Here is a 15,971-nt window from a genome sequence, read left to right on the forward strand (position 1 = left end):
TCACCTGTAAAAAATCCCACTTCATTATATCCGTTTTCTTTCACAACTTAAATACTAATTTTTTAGATTCTTCGTACCATTATGGTAAAATAGAAATTAAGGCACCTATTAGTGATTATGTCTTTCCTTTTCACTACAAGCGTTGCTCTTACAATCATTACAGTAAATTTTTATTTAGGGGGATATACATGAATCAAACAATAGGGAGAATTGAAGAAATTTCATTTTTTAGTACATCACTTCAAGAGGAGCTTACACTTCTTGTTTATTTACCAGTAAATTACACACCTCTCCATAAGCATACGGTTGTTATTGCACAAGATGGTAGAGATTATTTTCAGCTTGGTAAAGCGCACCGTGTAATTGAGCGTCTTCGTGAAACTGAAGAAATCGACCGCACAATTATTGTCGGTATTCCATATAAAAATGTACACGATCGTAAGGAAAAATATTTCCCAAATGATGTAAAGAATGCTGCTTACATTCGTTTCCTTGCTCATGAGCTTGCTCCATATATTGATGCAAATTATCCAACATATCAAATGGGTAAAGGACGCGTTTTAATTGGAGATTCTCTCGGCGGTACAGTTTCCTTCATGACCGCACTTATGTATCCGCATACATTTGGTAAGGTCGTTATGCAATCACCATTTGTTGATGAAACAGTCATGAACTTAGCAAAAGATTTCAAAAATCCGGGGGCGCTAGATCTTTATCACGTAATTGGGACCGAAGAAACAGCTGTCAAGCGTACAGACGGACAAGTATCTGATTTCGTAGAACCGAATCGCGAGTTAAATAAACTACTTACAGATAGAAATTTCATCACGCATTATGAAGAGTTTGAAGGGAATCACACATGGAAATATTGGCAAGCAGATTTACCAAAAGCATTTTCTCATATCCTATCAATGAAATAATAGAGAGCGGTATTCAGAATAATTTGATATAATAGATAAAGAGATTTATTCTCAAAATCTAACTAGACTTGCAAAGGGAGGAATTGGAACATGAAATTAGGAATTGTAATTTTCCCATCAAAAATGATTCAAGATAAAGCGAACGGATTACGTAAACGTTATGATCCGCATTACGCATTAGTTCCGCCACATATTACATTGAAAACACCCTTTGAGGCGCAAGATGAACAATTAGAATCGATTGTGAATGAGTTACATACAATCGCAAATAAAACGAACCCTTTCACCCTTCATGTTGGGAAAGTCGGTTCATTCGCACCTGTTAATAATGTTCTTTATTTTAAAGTAGAAAAAACACCTGAACTTACTTTCTTAAATGAAGAAATGCATAATGGTTTCTTTACACAAGAGCGCGAGTACTCTTTCGTACCTCATTTAACAATCGGTCAAGACTTATCAGACGCAGAGCACGCTGATGTATTAGGTCGATTACGTATGAAAGATTTCTATTATGAGCAACCAATCGATCGTTTCCACCTTCTATACCAATTAGAAAATGGAACGTGGACTGTACATGAAACATTCCACCTTGGAAAGGAGAACAACTAATTTGCACGCACAAATCGTACAAACGGACGAACAACTAAGTGATGCATTCTCTGTACGTAAGCAAGTATTTGTAAATGAACAACAGGTTTCTGCAGAAGAAGAGTATGATGAGTTTGAAGAGATTTCAACACACGTTGTTATATATGATAATGATGTTCCAGTTGGTGCTGGTCGCTTCCGCATCGTTGATGGAATAGGAAAAATGGAGCGCATTTGCGTACTAGCTTCCCATCGCCAAAAAGGCATTGGCAAAATCATTATGGATGCACTTGAAGCGCATGCAAAAGAAGAGTCTCTACCGAAATTGAAACTCCATGCTCAAACACATGCTGAAGTTTTCTATAAGAAGCTAGGATACGTGACGGCTTCTGATGTGTTTATGGAAGCAAATATCCCGCACGTCGTAATGATAAAAGAATTATAATTTTGTAGCAGGAGGTAGCCCCTCCTGTTTTTTACATTGCTATTTTCTTTTTCTTCCGCTAAAGTTAAATGTTGATGCTATAGTTTTGAAGGTGAATATATGACACAAGAAAAATTTTCACAAAAACCGTTAACACACGCTGGCATTCCGCAAGCGGCGTATCATATTCCAAAAACATCTACCCATTTAATTATGGAAGAAGATGCAGATGCGGCGTATTTCCGCGCTTTAGAACAGCAAGGTGTTTATTTAAATGAAAAACAGTTAGAAGCAGTGCAAACGACAGAAGGACCTGTCCTTACACTAGCTGGTGCTGGAAGTGGTAAAACATCTGTTTTAACAACTCGCGTTGGTTATTTAGTTAATGTAAAACATGTCCATCCGCGAAATATTTTGCTGCTGACGTTTACACAAAAAGCAGCTGAAGAAATTCGAAGCCGTGTAGCGAATTTACCTGGTATGAATCATGCCGCAAGTAGCTATGTCGTTGCTGGTACATTCCACTCTGTCTTTTTAAAATTGCTTCGTAGTCAAGGATATAATCAGCAAATTTTAGCAAATGAAAAACATAAACAAATTATGATAAAGAAAATTTTGAAAGAATTGCGCTTAAAAGACGATTATGATGCCGAAACGATACTCGCTATGATTTCACTTGAGAAAAACAAATTGAATCGTCCGAAAGATGTAAAAGCGAAAACACCGGTTGAACAAGAGTTCAAAGAAGTATACGAACGTTTCGAAGAGGTAAAACAACGACACAATTATATCGATTTTGACGACATCTTATTAGAAATGTATTATATGTTAGAAAATAACGCTCCCCTGCTTACTCAATTACAAGAGCGTTTTCATTACATTGAAGTAGATGAGTTTCAAGATACGTCGTATGCACAATATGAAATTGTAAAATTGTTAGCCACGCCGAGAAATAATTTATTTATCGCAGGTGATGACGATCAAGCGATTTACGGCTGGCGAGGGGCAAGTCACCAAATTATTTTATCTTTTCCAAAGGAATTTGATAATACTACGATTATCGCACTTAATACGAATTATCGATCTAATCCATTTATCGTAGGACTTGGAAATGAAGTTATTAAGCTCAATCAAGAACGTTTTGATAAAGAGCTATATTCTGTTCGTAACGATGGCATACAGCCGTTTTATGCACGACCTGCGACAACTCTTGATGAAGCAAATCAAATTTTGCAACTCATTCAGGAAAAAGTAGATAGTGGTGAACGAAATTATAAAGATTTTTGTTTATTATATCGTACACATTCTGTAAGCCGTTCTTTACTTGATCAGCTTACAATTCATAAGATTCCATTTATTAAACATGGAGCGAGCCAATCGTTCTACGAACATTCTTTAATTAGGCCCGTATTAGATCACTTACGACTCGTGCTTGAACCGTTCCGCCTCGAATCACTTTCAAATATATTACCAACAATGTATATTGGCCGTGATGAGTGCATTTCATTTATTGAACGTGAACAATGGAAATATGGTGAGGGCCGTTTCCCTTCTCTTCTTCATTTTCTATTACTAAACCCAAGCTTGAAACCTTTTCAAGTTAAAAAAGTAAATGAGCGAATCGATTTTATTAAGTTTATAAAAGAACTTGAACCGAAAAAAGCATTGAAAGAAATTATTCATGGTAAAGGAAAGTATTTAGAGTACTTACAAAGTAATGATCGTTCTTCCTTTACGATGCATAAGGACATACAAGAAGAAATGTTAGAAGAATTAATGGAATCAGCAACTCGCTTTACGGATATTCCAGCTTACTTACAATTTATTAACGAGGCCATTCAAGGTCAAAAAGAAATGGAAGCATTAAAAACAATGCCGCAAAAAGATGCTGTATCGCTTATGTCAATTCATAACGCGAAAGGCCTTGAATTTCCATGCGTCTTTTTACTCGGAGCAAGCGATGGTATATTGCCGCATACTTCTTCTTTAAAAGATGCAAATGACCGTGTGACGGAGACTTCTGAAGCATTAGAAGAAGAACGACGATTACTCTATGTCGCCATTACACGCGCAAAAGAAGAACTTTACATTTCCTCCCCGCAATTTTTCAGAGGAAAGAAACTAGATATATCTCGTTTTCTATATACTACGCAAAAAGATTTACCTGAAAAGACATCCATTAAATAATGGGTGTCTTTTTCCATATCACGATATGTACATCCCCTCTATATAAATTCCCTGTTTCTATCCTGAGAATTAACGTAATATCAACCATATCCCGTTCATATTGTAATAGTGTATGTCAGAACTCACGATAAGGAGTGAACATAATGAGCTGCAATTGTAATGAAGATCATCAACACCATGATTGTGATTTCAACTGTGTATCTAATGTCGTTCGTTTTATACATGAACTACAAGAATGTGCAACCACAACATGTGGATCTGGTTGCGAAGTTCCATTTTTAGGAGCACATAACACTGCATCAGTAGCGAATACACGTCCTTTTATTTTATACACAAAAGCTGGAACACCTTTTGAAGCATTTGCACCATCTGCAAGCCTTACTAGCTGCCAATCTCCAATTTTCCGTGTAGAGAGTATAGATGATGATGACTGTGCTGTATTGCGTGTATTAACTGTAGTTTTAGGTGATGGTACCTCTGTACCACCTGGTGACGATCCAATCTGTACATTTTTAGCTGTACCAAATGCAAGATTAGTATCAACCTCCTCTTGTATTACTGTTGATTTAAGTTGCTTCTGCGCTATTCAATGCTTACGCGATGTTTCTATATAAAACTGAATACTAATTTAAGCATGGATTGGGTGGCAGATGATTCTGCCACCCAATCCATGCTTAAAAGGTATTATTATGTATTTTTTATAAAATTGGGAACTTGTCTAGAACATAGAACCTGTCCTTTTCATTAACTAAAAGTAGAAACAGATAAAGGAGTGAAAAACATGTTCTCTTCTGATTGCGAATTTAATAACATTGATTGTGAGGCGAAACCAGCTAGTACACTACCTGCCTTCGGTTTTGCTTTCAACGCTTCTGCACCTCAGTTCGCTTCACTATTCACACCACTACTATTACCTAGCGTAAGTCCAAACCCAAATATTACTGTTCCTGTAATAAATAATACAGTAAGTGTCGGAGACGGTATTCGAATTCAAGTAGCTGGTATTTATCAAATCAGTTATACATTAACGATCAGTCTTGATAACGTTCCTACTGCACCAGAAGCTGGTCGTTTCTTCTTATCATTAGGTACACCAGCTAACATTATTCCTGGATCAGGTACAGCGGTTCGCTCTAACGTTATTGGTACTGGTGAAGTAGACGTATCCAGTGGTGTTATTCTTATTAACTTAAACCCTGGTGACTTAATTCAAATTGTACCAGTTGAACTGCTTGGAACTGTAGACATCCGTGCTGCAGCATTAACAGTTGCACAAATTAGCTAGTAAAAAGCGGTATTTCTTAATTGAAATACCGCTTTTTATTTTTACAATAAAAAACACTCACCGTAACATGAGTGTTTCATTCTTCATATTGTTTTATTGTATTCTTCTTTTTCCCACAGTTGCATCCCTTTTTTTTCACAAACCCTTGTTGCTGTAACTGTTCTTGATATGCCTGTTGGTGTGCTTGTTGCTGTTGCTGTATGTTATACCACTGCTGTAGATCATATGAATTTTGCCTTGGATTATTGCTCACAGCAAACATCTCCTCTACTGTCAATTCTGTCTATTTACTATATGAACAACTCTTTATTTCCGTTCCCGCATCCTCTTAAACTCCGCTTTTTCTAACATCATGAAGATTTATCCCGATTGGTGCGGGCTGATAATTAGCGGGGGATGCCCCACACTGATTAAATTTTCACTTTATTATTCTCCCATAAAATATCCTGTAATTGTTTCAATGATCGCTGCTGCACCTGCAATGGCTAATAATGCTAGTACAGGCTCTGCAACAATAGGAATCCATTTATATAAAACTAATAAAAAAGCACTAACCCACACACCTGTACACCAATAGCAGCTTAATAATTCTCCAATCCACTTTCTTAATCCTTTCCCTTTCACCTTTGTAAAAGTCGATACACTTCCATCAGGCTCTGTAATCTCTAACTCATCAATAAACGGTCTTCGCAAAAAAGCTGTAATTTTATCATAAACAATAAGACGAGTTAACCTAAATGCAGCTAGCGCAAAAATAAAAAATAAAAGCCAGCTTGTAAATAACATAATTCCACCTTCCCTATCCTCTTTAGCCTATTTAAAAAAAAAGGTCTTAAGATTGTGACCAAATCTCCCCCACTCCAATATCTTATTAATGTAAATACAAACAAGAAGATAAGGAGTGACATTAATGAGTTGTAACGAAAATAAACACCATAGCTCTTCTCACTGCGTAGTTGACGTCGTAAAATTCATCAATGAACTACAAGATTGCTCTAGTTCAACATGTGGTTCTGGTTGTGAAATTCCATTTTTAGGAGCACACAATACAGCAGCAGTAGCAAATACACGCCCTTTTATTTTATACACAAAAGCTGGAACGCCATTTGAAGCATTTGCACCATCTTCAAGCCTTACTAGCTGCCAATCTCCAATTTTCCGTGTAGAAAGCGTAGATGACGATAGCTGTGCTGTCCTACGTGTGTTAACTGTAGTATTAGGTGATGGGTCTCCTGTACCACCTGGCGACGATCCAATTTGTACGTTTTTAGCTATACCAAATGCAAGATTAATCTCGACATCTACTTGCATTACTGTTGATTTAAGCTGCTTCTGTGCTATTCAGTGCTTACGCGACGTTTCTATAGTTAAGTAAACTAAAAAACTATTGGGGTGGTAGAAGCTTTCTACCACCTTTACATATTTAAAAGCCGGCCATATCAATCGATTTGATGTCTTCTATAGATAATCGAATATCTCTCATACTATTTGGTGGCATAATGGATACAATGCCATTACGGTAAGATATAATCGATCCTATATATGAGACGGTCGTCGTTCTTATTCTACATCTTATTTTTGGAATGTAATGAGGACGATTTAATAAAAAATGAATTTTTTCTTCATTATTCATATCCTTAAAGGATTTATTGTAAGGGACCGTTCTCACTTGCTCTTCCTCTACTTTTTCTTCCACCTCCACTTTAGGCTCCTCTCGTGGTTCTTGTTTCTCTTGTTCTACCACTTCTTCCACAGCACTACTTACAATACTTTCATTTCTATTACTTTGCTCTTTTTGATCCTCATCTTCAAAATTCGTTAAAATAATTCTTTTTATTTTCGGTGCAGCGAGTTCTAAATTTACTTGTGCAATATATAACAACGGTTTTCCAACTGTTGAACTTTTATTTTTATTCTTCACACTCGTCCCTCCCACTTCCATACGTAGCTGGATAAATCGTGTACTATTATAGTTATATTCATAACGTGGCTAGAACTTTCGTTAAAAATCGTTCTTTCTGGGAACAATTAAAAAGGACAGTCTCAACGTTTAGAGACTGTCCTTTTTAAACTTTAATTCCTATTATATTTATCCTAAAATATGATATCCTGAATCAACATGAATGTTTTCACCTGTTACTCCGCGTGCTAAATCACTGAATAAGAATACTGCTGTATCTCCAACTTCTTCTGGAGTCGTCGCACGACGAAGTGGTGCGCGCTCCTCAATTTCTTTTAAGATTGAGTTAAAGTCGCCTACACCTTTCGCAGATAACGTACGAATTGGTCCTGCAGAAATAGCGTTAACGCGAATGCCATGTTGTCCTAAATCGTTCGCTAAATATTTCACGCTAGCTTCTAATGAAGCTTTCGCAACACCCATAACGTTATAGTTTTTCACAACGCGCTCGCCGCCAAGGTATGTTAAAGTTAAAATATTTCCGCCTTCTGTCATCACTTTCTTCGCTTCTCTTGCTACAGCTGTTAAAGAGAATGCACTAATATTTTGTGCAAGTAAAAATCCATCGCGAGAAGTATCTACAAATTCGCCTTTTAAATCATCACGATTTGCAAAAGCAATACAGTGAGCAACACCGTGAATTGTACCAACTTCTTGCTTAATAGTTTCAAAGCAAGCTGTAAGTTCCTCATCATTCGTTACATCACAAGGTAATACAAGTGATTCTTGTCCTTCTAATGTTTCCGCTAGTTCACGAACGTTTCTTTCTAAACGCTCTCCTGCATATGTGAATATTAATTTTGCACCTGCATTATGCAAAGAGCGAGCAATTCCCCATGCAATACTTCTTTGGTTCGCAACGCCCATAACAACAAATGTTTTCCCTTGTAATAGTTCCATGATATATCCTCCCAGAAATACTTATACTTGTTATTAGTACCTGATACTATAATTATAGTACCATAAAACCTCTTAAAGGCAAACAAAAAAGTCACTAACATAAATTTGTTAATGACTTTTTGTTTCTATAAAAAACCTTTCTAATCCTTCTTCCCAAGTAGGCATTTGTAAAAAACCATTTAATCGTAGCATGTTATGTTGAAAGATAGAATATTTTGGTCTCGCAGCCGCCGATCCGAATTCTTCAGTTGAAACAGGTAATACATTCACTTTCATATTTGCATACGAAAATATTTTTTGGGCAAATTCAAACCAAGAACATGATCCTCTATTGGATACGTGATACGTACCGTATAAAGAAGTGTGAATGAGCTTATTAATCATCATATTTAAATCTGCCACGTACGTAGGAGAGCCAATTTGATCCGCTACAACAGATATGTTTTCTCTCTCTTTTCCTAATCGTAGCATCGTTTTCACAAAATTATTTCCATACTTACCATACAACCACGATGTACGAACTATAAAATATTTATTATGTAACTCTTTTACGAACTGCTCTCCTGCAAATTTAGAAGCTCCATATATATTTATCGGTGCTGGATTATGAAATTCATGATAGCCATCCGGTTTGTCACCTGGAAATACATAATCGGTACTGACATACACTAACTTAGCCCCTACTAATTGTGAAGCAACCGCTACATTTCGAGCTCCAATCGCATTTATTAAGTAAGCAAGATCCTGTTCTTTCTCAGCACCATCTACCTTCGTATACGCTGCACAATGAACAATTGTATGTGGCTTTATTTCTTGTACCACTTGCTTAATTCGGGATATATTTGTTACATCTAATAACTTTTTATCAAATGGATATATGTCATATTCCTCAGAATTCAACTCTTCTTGTAGTTGCTTCCCTAGCTGACCGTTCGCTCCCGTTATGATAATCCGTTCTTTCATCTACATGCCCCTTACTTTTCTTTTAGTGGTTTCCACCAGTCCACATTGTTTTTATACCATTCCACCGTTTCTTTTAATCCTTGTTCGAACGTATACTTCGGTTCCCATTCAAACTCATTCTTCATTTTTTGTGCATCAATCGCATAACGACGGTCGTGACCTAAACGGTCTGTTACAAATTCAATATCTTTTTTCGTTTTTCCTAAAAGTTTTATAATTTGTTCCACAACATCTACATTTGTTTTTTCGTTATTTCCGCCGATATTATACACCTCTCCTACACATCCCTTATGCAAAACGGTGTCAATTGCACTACAATGATCCGTTACATGCAGCCAATCCCTTACATTCAATCCATCACCATATAATGGTAGTTTCTTTCCTTCAAGCGCATTCGTAACCATTAACGGAATTAATTTCTCAGGATATTGGTACGGTCCGTAGTTATTAGAACAACGCGTTATAATAACCGGTAATTGATACGTTTCATAATAAGATAAGGCTATCATGTCGCTACTCGCTTTACTTGAAGAATATGGACTATTAGGAGCTAGCGGGGTTTCCTCGGTAAACTTTCCTGTTTTCCCTAAAGAACCGTATACTTCATCTGTTGATACTTGCACGAGTTTAATATGTGAATATTTTTTCACTAACTCCAACAGCGTGACTGTACCTATTACATTCGTATCATAAAAAGGAATTGGGTTTTCAATACTACGATCCACATGTGATTCAGCTGCGAAATTTACAATTACTTGCACGTCACGTTCCTTAACAACATGTTCCAGCAGCTCTCCATTTTGGATTTTCCCTTTTACAAATGAGTAGTTAGGATTTTCTTGAATAGACTTTACATTATTTAAATTCCCGCTATATGTTAATGCATCGTAATTAATGATTTTATATGTTTCATAGTTTTTTAACATATAGTGAATGAAATTACTTCCAATAAATCCAGCTCCACCTGTAACTAATATATTCATAAACAACTCTCCTACTTAAAAACTATCTTCATATTCCTGAAGTAATGGTAATATTCGATCCTTATCGGACAAGATAGGATTTGTTACCGGCCATGGAATTGATAATTCTTTATCTTCCCAAAGCAAACCGGAATCGTGATCAGCACTATAATACTCATCTACTTTATACATAACAATTGTATGAGGTACAAGTGTACAAAAACCATGAGCAAATCCTTTCGGCACTAATAATTGCCTATGATTATCCGCACTTAAAATATAACCTCTCCACTTTTTAAATGTAGGTGAATCTTTTCGCAAATCAACGATAACATCATATATTGCACCTTGCATAACTTGAATGAGTTTCGTTTGTGCTTTCGGATTTTTTTGAAAGTGTAGCCCTCGAATCGTCCCCGAATGCGCTGAATAAGATACGTTATCTTGCAGAAATGAATGCGTAATCCCTAACGATTCTAGCATCTTCTTATTATAACTTTCAGTAAAAAAACCTCGCTCGTCTTCAAACAATCTCGGTTCTAACAATTTCGCATCGGTAAAATTTGTTTCTACAACTTTCATATTTTCACCTATTCTCCATTAAACTGTTTCCCAAAGTTTATATCCCGCGCTAACGTATTCGCTCTTTGAAGAGAAGCATGCGTTCCCGCATCAGTCCACCAGCCGCTCATTTCATTATAAGTAAGTACTCCTCGTTTTAAATACCAATTATTTATATCTGTAATTTCAAGTTCCCCTCTTGCGGAAGGTTTTAATTCTTTTATATAAGAAAAGACTTTCGAATCATACAAATAAATTCCCGTAACAGCATAAGAACTTTTCGGCTCATTCGGCTTTTCTTCAATTCCAATTATTTTTCGGCCTTGAATATGCGCTACACCAAATCGCTCGGGATCTTCTACAGATTGAAGCAGCACTTTAGCCCCTTCTTTTTGACTTGTAAACTCTTCAACATACGGGCAAATATCATCTGAAAAGATATTATCTCCTAATATAACTACCATCCGATCATTTCCTACGAAATCTTCACAAAGTCCTAGTGCCTGCGCAATCCCACCCGCCTTATCTTGCACACGATACGTAAAGGATACACCAAACTCTTGACCACTTCCTAGAAAGCTCACAACATCTCCCATATGCTCTTTACCGGTAATAATCATAATATCTGTAATTTCACATCGCTTCAGCTTATATACCGCATGATAAATCATCGGATACCGCCCAACGGGAAGTAAATGTTTATTCGTTACTTTCGTTATTGGATATAATCTCGATCCTGTCCCGCCTGCTAAAATAATCCCTTTCATCCTTCATCTCTCCCTTATGATGGAGATAGCACCTCTTTATAATGTTCCACAAAAATTTCCCGGTATTTCTCATATGTATCCGCATCAAACTCATCTCCGTTGTAATGAATACACCATAGATTTGCTTGATTAGGGATACCAATTAAATATCCAGCCTTTTGAAATTCTAAAGACTGTGACACATCATAGAAATGAAATCCTTGAAACAAATCCTCTCGCCACGGAATATCATACTGCGTTGCCATGAGTAAACCATCGATTGCTTGCACTGACATAAAAGATTGATTTCCATAAAACCCTAGATCCAAATTTAATAATTGATAATTCTGTCTTCTGTACTCAATCACTTTCCCTACTAAATTTTTCCCTTCCCACCATACCCCGTTACTCGGTAAAAACTGAGCACCAGCTACTCCAATTAAACCAAGCTTTTCATTTTCTTTAAAAAGAGAAATGAGGGTACAAAACATATCACGATTAATAAGGTAAGTATCTTGATGTATATATACTTTATATTTCGCCGGATATGAAAGTACTCGATTGTACGCACTTGCCATACTTTTCGCATCTCGTATCGGAAAAATTTGCACTACATAGCCAGGGGGAACAACAATGTTTCTTATTTGCCTTTCGCATTGCTCGAAAAGCTCTTCATTATTTACACAAACAACAACTAATATTGTATGATCTTTCATTTTGTAGCCCTCTATTCTTCCTTATTCACATCTGACATATAGTTCTCTACAAATACTTTTCTATACTTTTCATAGTTCGTCATATTTACATCGAAATGATAATGAATACACCAAGCATCACGCTGCACAGGGACACCGACTGTATACCCAGCTTTTTTAAATTCAAAAGATTGGGATACATCATAAAAATCAAACCCATCAAATAAGTCCTCTCGCCACGGAATATCATATTGTGTCGCCATCAATAAACCGTCAATACATTCCACAGGAATAAATGTTTTCGATTCATGAAATGGTTGCTCTAAACTTGCCATATAAAACAAATCGTTCATATAACCAATGACTTTCCCGACAATCCCACGCCCTTCGTTCCATACACCATTTGGAGGAACATATTGGGATCCAACCATCCCAATCATCCCAAGATGTTCATGCTCCTCAAATAATTGAATTAATCCGTATAGAAAGGCTCCATTTATAATAAAGACATCTTGGTGTAAATACACTTTATACTTCGCTGGATGTGAAATGGCTTGATTGTATCCGCTCGTCATACTTTTTGCATTTCGAATCGGCATAAATTGTATAGTATACCCAGGAGGTACTGCCAATTTCAATATATGTCGCGCACATTGTGCATACAATTTCCGATCATTTATACATGTAACAAATAGTATTGTTTTTTCTGCAGCACTCATAATTGTGATTTTTCTGCTTCAATAATATATTGAAATACAACTGTCTCAGCCATGAAGCCACTTCCAAGACGATACTTTTTACAAATTCCATATAACTCTTCAATAAGTGGCTCATATATTTTATGATCAACATATACACGATCTACTTTACTAATAGAATATCCTGCTTTTAAAAACATTCTTAGCATTTCATTAAAAGTAAAGAAACGAATATGCGTTTTATCTAATAATCCATATTCTGTATACGTCCAATTTCCAGCGAGTAAGGGAGCTAATACTGAAATGTGCGCAACGTTTGGTATGCTAGCTAAAATCACACCATTTTCTTTTATATATGGCTTTACTTTCTTTATAACAGCCCACGGATCAAATAAATGCTCTAATACATCCCCGAATATGACACAATCAAATTGTTCCTTCTCATAAGGAAGATCCATTGTTTCTATATCACCTAAAATAACATGATCTAGTTTTTCTTTCGCTTTTTCGGCAGCCTCTGGGAACGCCTCAATTCCTGATACACGTGCTCCATTTTCTTTTATAGCCGCTCCTAATGCACCGCTCGAGCAACCAATATCAAGAACTTCTTGCCATTCCTTTTTTATATGCTTGAATAAATTAGGATTTATCGCATTATAATAATGTTCAGATTTTTCTTCGTATAAAGAACTTTTCTCCCGATTCATTTCACACACTCCTTATGCAAATTGAATTTGAAATATAAACAAAAGATATTCTACAAAGGATGCCATCTCTATTGGTTGCATTACCGATAATCTAATATATAGCCATTCTACTATCATTAGAATAGCGACAAGTCATTTCCTAAAAATAGAACAAATTACATTTTATATTGTTTATCATAGATGCCTCTAAAATATTTACGGTTATATTCAATCGCAGCATTATTCGGAACATAAGAAGCTGCCAATTCATTATAATAATAAGCTTTATCTTGATCTCCTAATCTGCTATAACAAATACACATTTGTAAATATGGAATCCACGTATAACTAGCCGGACTGTGAAAAGGACTATCCTCTGCTAGCGGCACTTCAGTTGCTAGCTTAAACCAAAATATCGCTTCATTATACTTTTGTTGTTCCATATATATATATCCTATTCTTGTACAATTCTCTCCTCTAGGAATACCATAACGAAACGACTTCGTACAAGTTTCAACTGCCTTCTCCCAGTCTCCTAACTTCGCATAACAATCTCCTAACTTACCACATGCATAAATTTTCTCTTCATGCCATCCTTCCTCTTGATTAAGAAATGTTTCATACAGAAGAACCGCATCGTCGTATTTTTGATTATCCATAGATTCATTACCGTAATAAAATAAATCTCTCGGGCTTAATTCTTCTCCAGCTGCTACAGCATTTTGAAAAATTTTCAAATTACGATTCGTTATTTCTTTTTCTTTCTTATGTGTAATGGCGACATTACTATTGTAAATCTCACCAGAAACAGCTAAATACTCATGCACCTTTCCAAACCATTGAAATTGTTTTTCACGCTTTACAAGTCGATATCTTCTTGTGCAATATAAAGGTTTCCCATTAGAATCCATTACAAGATAATAAGGCATAGAAACAGCGTCAACTTTACCATCTAACTCTCGTTTTAATGTTTTCAGTGATTCTTGAGCTTCCTCTAATAACACATCGTCAGCATCTAACCATAATATATATTCTTGCGTTGCTTTTGAAAACGCAAAATTTCTAGCTGCCGCAAAGTCATCAATCCACGGAAAATCGTGTATGTTAGAAGTGTATTTTGCTACAATTTCCTTCGTTCGATCAGTGGATCCTGTATCAACTACAATAATTTCATCAACAATTTTTTCTACCGCGTCCAAACATCGATCTATTGTATTTTCCTCATCGCGAACAATCATACATAGACTAATTGTAATTCCTTGCTTGTTCAACATAATCACCCTCTTCCAACTCAATCATATGTTATACATACAATAAACTTTCCATTTTTTTAACTTGTTCAAGCTATTTAAGATTTCTTTTTAATAATTCAAATGTCCGTGTCATTTTCTTGTGATTTTGCATCTACTATATAATGAAAGCTTTATGGAGGTGAATTTATGTCAAATAATAATTATTCAGATGGCTTAAATCCTGATGAATTCTTATCAGCTAGTGCATTTGATCCTAATCTTGTAGGTCCAACTTTACCACCAATACCACCGTTTACACTTCCAACCGGGCCGACTGGACCTACTGGGCCGACTGGACCTACCGTACCTACTGGGCCGACTGGGCCGACTGGGCCGACTGGAGACACTGGTACAACTGGCGCGACTGGACCTACCGGGCCGACTGGAGACACTGGTACAACTGGCGCAACTGGACCGACTGGGCCGACTGGAGACACTGGTGCAACTGGACCGACTGGGCCGACTGGAGACACTGGCGCAACTGGACCGACTGGGCCGACTGGAGACACTGGCGCAACTGGACCTACCGGGCCGACTGGACCGACTGGGCCGACTGGGCCGACTGGGCCGACTGGGCCATCTGGGCCATCTGGATTAGGACTTCCAGCAGGATTGTATGCATTTAACTCTGCTACAGTTTCTTTAGCTCTTGGAATTAATGATCCTGTACCGTTTAACACGGTTGGATCTCAGTTTGGTACAGCAATTTCTCAATTAGACGCTGATACTTTCATCATAAGTGAAACTGGATTCTATAAAATTACTGTTATCGCATATACTGCAGCAGTAAGTATATTAGGTAGCCTTGCAATTCAAGTGAACGGCGTTAATATACCTGGCGCTGGAACAAGTTTAATCTCACTTGGAGCGCCTCTCGTTATCCAGGCAATTACACAAATTACAATAACGCCATCAATGGTTGAAGCTGTCGTTACAGGACTTGGATTATCTCTAGCTCTTGGTACAAGTGCATCCATTATTATTGAAAAAATCGCTTAATTTTTTTACTTAGCAGTAAAACTGATATCAGTTTTACTGCTTTTTCAATTATGAATTCAAGCATGAAACTTTCACTATCTACATAATCATATTGTTGTATGACAT

At 36.7% G+C, this 15,971-nt stretch carries 20 protein-coding genes; 8 read left to right on the plus strand and 12 right to left on the minus strand.

All coding sequences use genetic code 11. From position 1 onward, the window contains the following. Positions 1-188: 188 nt before the first annotated feature. The 6 genes from CQ058_RS11540 (at position 189) to exsF (ending at position 5,404) form a co-directional block, all read left to right on the plus strand. A complete protein-coding gene (locus CQ058_RS11540) occupies positions 189-920 on the plus strand; it encodes an alpha/beta hydrolase (protein WP_002030493.1) in 732 nt (243 codons plus the stop codon). A gap of 90 nt (positions 921-1,010) precedes the next feature. Further along, complete coding sequence (locus CQ058_RS11545; protein WP_002188778.1) at positions 1,011-1,529, plus strand: YjcG family protein; 519 nt, start codon at positions 1,011-1,013, stop codon at positions 1,527-1,529. Position 1,530: 1 nt separating this feature from the next. Beyond that, positions 1,531-1,953, plus strand: a complete 423-nt coding sequence (locus CQ058_RS11550) for a GNAT family N-acetyltransferase (RefSeq protein WP_002125981.1) — start codon at positions 1,531-1,533, stop codon at positions 1,951-1,953. 99 nt (positions 1,954-2,052) lie between these two features. After that, the gene (locus tag CQ058_RS11555; RefSeq protein WP_002125980.1) at positions 2,053-4,119 is read left to right on the plus strand and encodes an ATP-dependent helicase; all 2,067 of its coding nucleotides are present in this window, start codon (positions 2,053-2,055) and stop codon (positions 4,117-4,119) included. 143 nt (positions 4,120-4,262) lie between these two features. Then, the gene (cotY, locus tag CQ058_RS11560) at positions 4,263-4,733 is read left to right on the plus strand and encodes a spore coat protein CotY (RefSeq protein WP_002011392.1); all 471 of its coding nucleotides are present in this window, start codon (positions 4,263-4,265) and stop codon (positions 4,731-4,733) included. A gap of 167 nt (positions 4,734-4,900) precedes the next feature. Beyond that, the gene (gene exsF / locus CQ058_RS11565) at positions 4,901-5,404 is read left to right on the plus strand and encodes an exosporium protein ExsF (protein ID WP_002011391.1); all 504 of its coding nucleotides are present in this window, start codon (positions 4,901-4,903) and stop codon (positions 5,402-5,404) included. 76 nt (positions 5,405-5,480) lie between these two features. Here exsF and CQ058_RS11570 read toward each other — a convergent pair whose 3' ends face one another. Continuing rightward, positions 5,481-5,666 (minus strand): hypothetical protein, encoded by a 186-nt coding sequence (locus tag CQ058_RS11570; protein WP_033708144.1) that lies wholly within the window; start codon positions 5,664-5,666, stop codon positions 5,481-5,483. A 164-nt stretch (positions 5,667-5,830) separates the two neighbouring features. Next, the gene (locus CQ058_RS11575) at positions 5,831-6,190 is read right to left on the minus strand and encodes a DUF1360 domain-containing protein (protein WP_000899658.1); all 360 of its coding nucleotides are present in this window, start codon (positions 6,188-6,190) and stop codon (positions 5,831-5,833) included. A 124-nt stretch (positions 6,191-6,314) separates the two neighbouring features. On the opposite strand from CQ058_RS11575, the gene exsY reads away from it, so the two are divergent. Beyond that, positions 6,315-6,779 carry an exosporium assembly protein ExsY gene (gene exsY / locus CQ058_RS11580; RefSeq protein WP_002125979.1) on the plus strand — a complete coding sequence of 155 codons (465 nt, stop codon included), beginning with the start codon at positions 6,315-6,317 and terminating at the stop codon, positions 6,777-6,779. 48 nt (positions 6,780-6,827) lie between these two features. Here exsY and CQ058_RS11585 read toward each other — a convergent pair whose 3' ends face one another. The 10 genes from CQ058_RS11585 to CQ058_RS11630 form a co-directional block, all read right to left on the minus strand. After that, a complete protein-coding gene (locus CQ058_RS11585; RefSeq protein ID WP_003187999.1) occupies positions 6,828-7,346 on the minus strand; it encodes a spore coat CotO family protein in 519 nt (172 codons plus the stop codon). Positions 7,347-7,493: 147 nt separating this feature from the next. Further along, on the minus strand, positions 7,494-8,264 hold the full coding sequence (gene fabI / locus CQ058_RS11590; protein ID WP_002011384.1) for an enoyl-ACP reductase FabI: 771 nt from the start codon (positions 8,262-8,264) through the stop codon (positions 7,494-7,496). 108 nt (positions 8,265-8,372) lie between these two features. Continuing rightward, positions 8,373-9,227, minus strand: a complete 855-nt coding sequence (rfbD, locus tag CQ058_RS11595; RefSeq protein WP_002011383.1) for a dTDP-4-dehydrorhamnose reductase — start codon at positions 9,225-9,227, stop codon at positions 8,373-8,375. An 11-nt stretch (positions 9,228-9,238) separates the two neighbouring features. Further along, positions 9,239-10,210, minus strand: a complete 972-nt coding sequence (rfbB, locus tag CQ058_RS11600) for a dTDP-glucose 4,6-dehydratase (protein WP_002125972.1) — start codon at positions 10,208-10,210, stop codon at positions 9,239-9,241. Between the two features lie 15 nt (positions 10,211-10,225). Then, positions 10,226-10,771: a dTDP-4-dehydrorhamnose 3,5-epimerase gene (gene rfbC / locus CQ058_RS11605; RefSeq protein WP_002011381.1), complete on the minus strand. Its 546-nt coding sequence runs from the start codon at positions 10,769-10,771 to the stop codon at positions 10,226-10,228. A gap of 8 nt (positions 10,772-10,779) precedes the next feature. Beyond that, complete coding sequence (locus CQ058_RS11610; RefSeq protein WP_002030415.1) at positions 10,780-11,517, minus strand: sugar phosphate nucleotidyltransferase; 738 nt, start codon at positions 11,515-11,517, stop codon at positions 10,780-10,782. Positions 11,518-11,531: 14 nt separating this feature from the next. After that, positions 11,532-12,212 (minus strand): glycosyltransferase family protein, encoded by a 681-nt coding sequence (locus CQ058_RS11615; protein ID WP_002188775.1) that lies wholly within the window; start codon positions 12,210-12,212, stop codon positions 11,532-11,534. A gap of 11 nt (positions 12,213-12,223) precedes the next feature. Further along, on the minus strand, positions 12,224-12,910 hold the full coding sequence (locus tag CQ058_RS11620; RefSeq protein ID WP_002140852.1) for a glycosyltransferase family protein: 687 nt from the start codon (positions 12,908-12,910) through the stop codon (positions 12,224-12,226). Beyond that, complete coding sequence (locus tag CQ058_RS11625; RefSeq protein ID WP_002125965.1) at positions 12,907-13,596, minus strand: class I SAM-dependent methyltransferase; 690 nt, start codon at positions 13,594-13,596, stop codon at positions 12,907-12,909. Before CQ058_RS11625 ends, CQ058_RS11620 begins: the two co-directional genes overlap by 4 nt. A 155-nt stretch (positions 13,597-13,751) precedes the next feature. Then, positions 13,752-14,849: a tetratricopeptide repeat-containing glycosyltransferase family 2 protein gene (locus tag CQ058_RS11630; RefSeq protein WP_002140850.1), complete on the minus strand. Its 1,098-nt coding sequence runs from the start codon at positions 14,847-14,849 to the stop codon at positions 13,752-13,754. A gap of 165 nt (positions 14,850-15,014) precedes the next feature. On the opposite strand from CQ058_RS11630, the gene CQ058_RS11635 reads away from it, so the two are divergent. Then, the gene (locus CQ058_RS11635; RefSeq protein ID WP_105589708.1) at positions 15,015-15,866 is read left to right on the plus strand and encodes a BclA C-terminal domain-containing protein; all 852 of its coding nucleotides are present in this window, start codon (positions 15,015-15,017) and stop codon (positions 15,864-15,866) included. The last annotated feature ends 105 nt before the right edge of the window (positions 15,867-15,971 follow it).

This window comes from Bacillus sp. MYb56, from assembly GCF_002976445.1.
GTDB lineage: Bacteria > Bacillota > Bacilli > Bacillales > Bacillaceae_G > Bacillus_A > Bacillus_A mycoides.

What these genes read in the sequence shown, in the direction of transcription:
- CQ058_RS11540 (WP_002030493.1), top strand. Translation starts at nt 189, where the DNA reads ATGAATCAAACAATAGGGAGAATTGAAGAAATTTCATTTTTTAGTACA.
- CQ058_RS11545 (WP_002188778.1), top strand. Translation starts at nt 1,011, where the DNA reads ATGAAATTAGGAATTGTAATTTTCCCATCAAAAATGATTCAAGATAAA.
- CQ058_RS11555 (WP_002125980.1), top strand. Translation starts at nt 2,053, where the DNA reads ATGACACAAGAAAAATTTTCACAAAAACCGTTAACACACGCTGGCATT.
- cotY (WP_002011392.1), top strand. Translation starts at nt 4,263, where the DNA reads ATGAGCTGCAATTGTAATGAAGATCATCAACACCATGATTGTGATTTC.
- exsF (WP_002011391.1), top strand. Translation starts at nt 4,901, where the DNA reads ATGTTCTCTTCTGATTGCGAATTTAATAACATTGATTGTGAGGCGAAA.
- CQ058_RS11570 (WP_033708144.1), bottom strand. Translation starts at nt 5,666, where the DNA reads ATGTTTGCTGTGAGCAATAATCCAAGGCAAAATTCATATGATCTACAG.
- CQ058_RS11575 (WP_000899658.1), bottom strand. Translation starts at nt 6,190, where the DNA reads ATGTTATTTACAAGCTGGCTTTTATTTTTTATTTTTGCGCTAGCTGCA.
- exsY (WP_002125979.1), top strand. Translation starts at nt 6,315, where the DNA reads ATGAGTTGTAACGAAAATAAACACCATAGCTCTTCTCACTGCGTAGTT.
- CQ058_RS11585 (WP_003187999.1), bottom strand. Translation starts at nt 7,346, where the DNA reads ATGGAAGTGGGAGGGACGAGTGTGAAGAATAAAAATAAAAGTTCAACA.
- fabI (WP_002011384.1), bottom strand. Translation starts at nt 8,264, where the DNA reads ATGGAACTATTACAAGGGAAAACATTTGTTGTTATGGGCGTTGCGAAC.
- rfbD (WP_002011383.1), bottom strand. Translation starts at nt 9,227, where the DNA reads ATGAAAGAACGGATTATCATAACGGGAGCGAACGGTCAGCTAGGGAAG.
- rfbB (WP_002125972.1), bottom strand. Translation starts at nt 10,210, where the DNA reads ATGAATATATTAGTTACAGGTGGAGCTGGATTTATTGGAAGTAATTTC.
- rfbC (WP_002011381.1), bottom strand. Translation starts at nt 10,771, where the DNA reads ATGAAAGTTGTAGAAACAAATTTTACCGATGCGAAATTGTTAGAACCG.
- CQ058_RS11610 (WP_002030415.1), bottom strand. Translation starts at nt 11,517, where the DNA reads ATGAAAGGGATTATTTTAGCAGGCGGGACAGGATCGAGATTATATCCA.
- CQ058_RS11615 (WP_002188775.1), bottom strand. Translation starts at nt 12,212, where the DNA reads ATGAAAGATCATACAATATTAGTTGTTGTTTGTGTAAATAATGAAGAG.
- CQ058_RS11620 (WP_002140852.1), bottom strand. Translation starts at nt 12,910, where the DNA reads ATGAGTGCTGCAGAAAAAACAATACTATTTGTTACATGTATAAATGAT.
- CQ058_RS11625 (WP_002125965.1), bottom strand. Translation starts at nt 13,596, where the DNA reads ATGAATCGGGAGAAAAGTTCTTTATACGAAGAAAAATCTGAACATTAT.
- CQ058_RS11630 (WP_002140850.1), bottom strand. Translation starts at nt 14,849, where the DNA reads ATGTTGAACAAGCAAGGAATTACAATTAGTCTATGTATGATTGTTCGC.
- CQ058_RS11635 (WP_105589708.1), top strand. Translation starts at nt 15,015, where the DNA reads ATGTCAAATAATAATTATTCAGATGGCTTAAATCCTGATGAATTCTTA.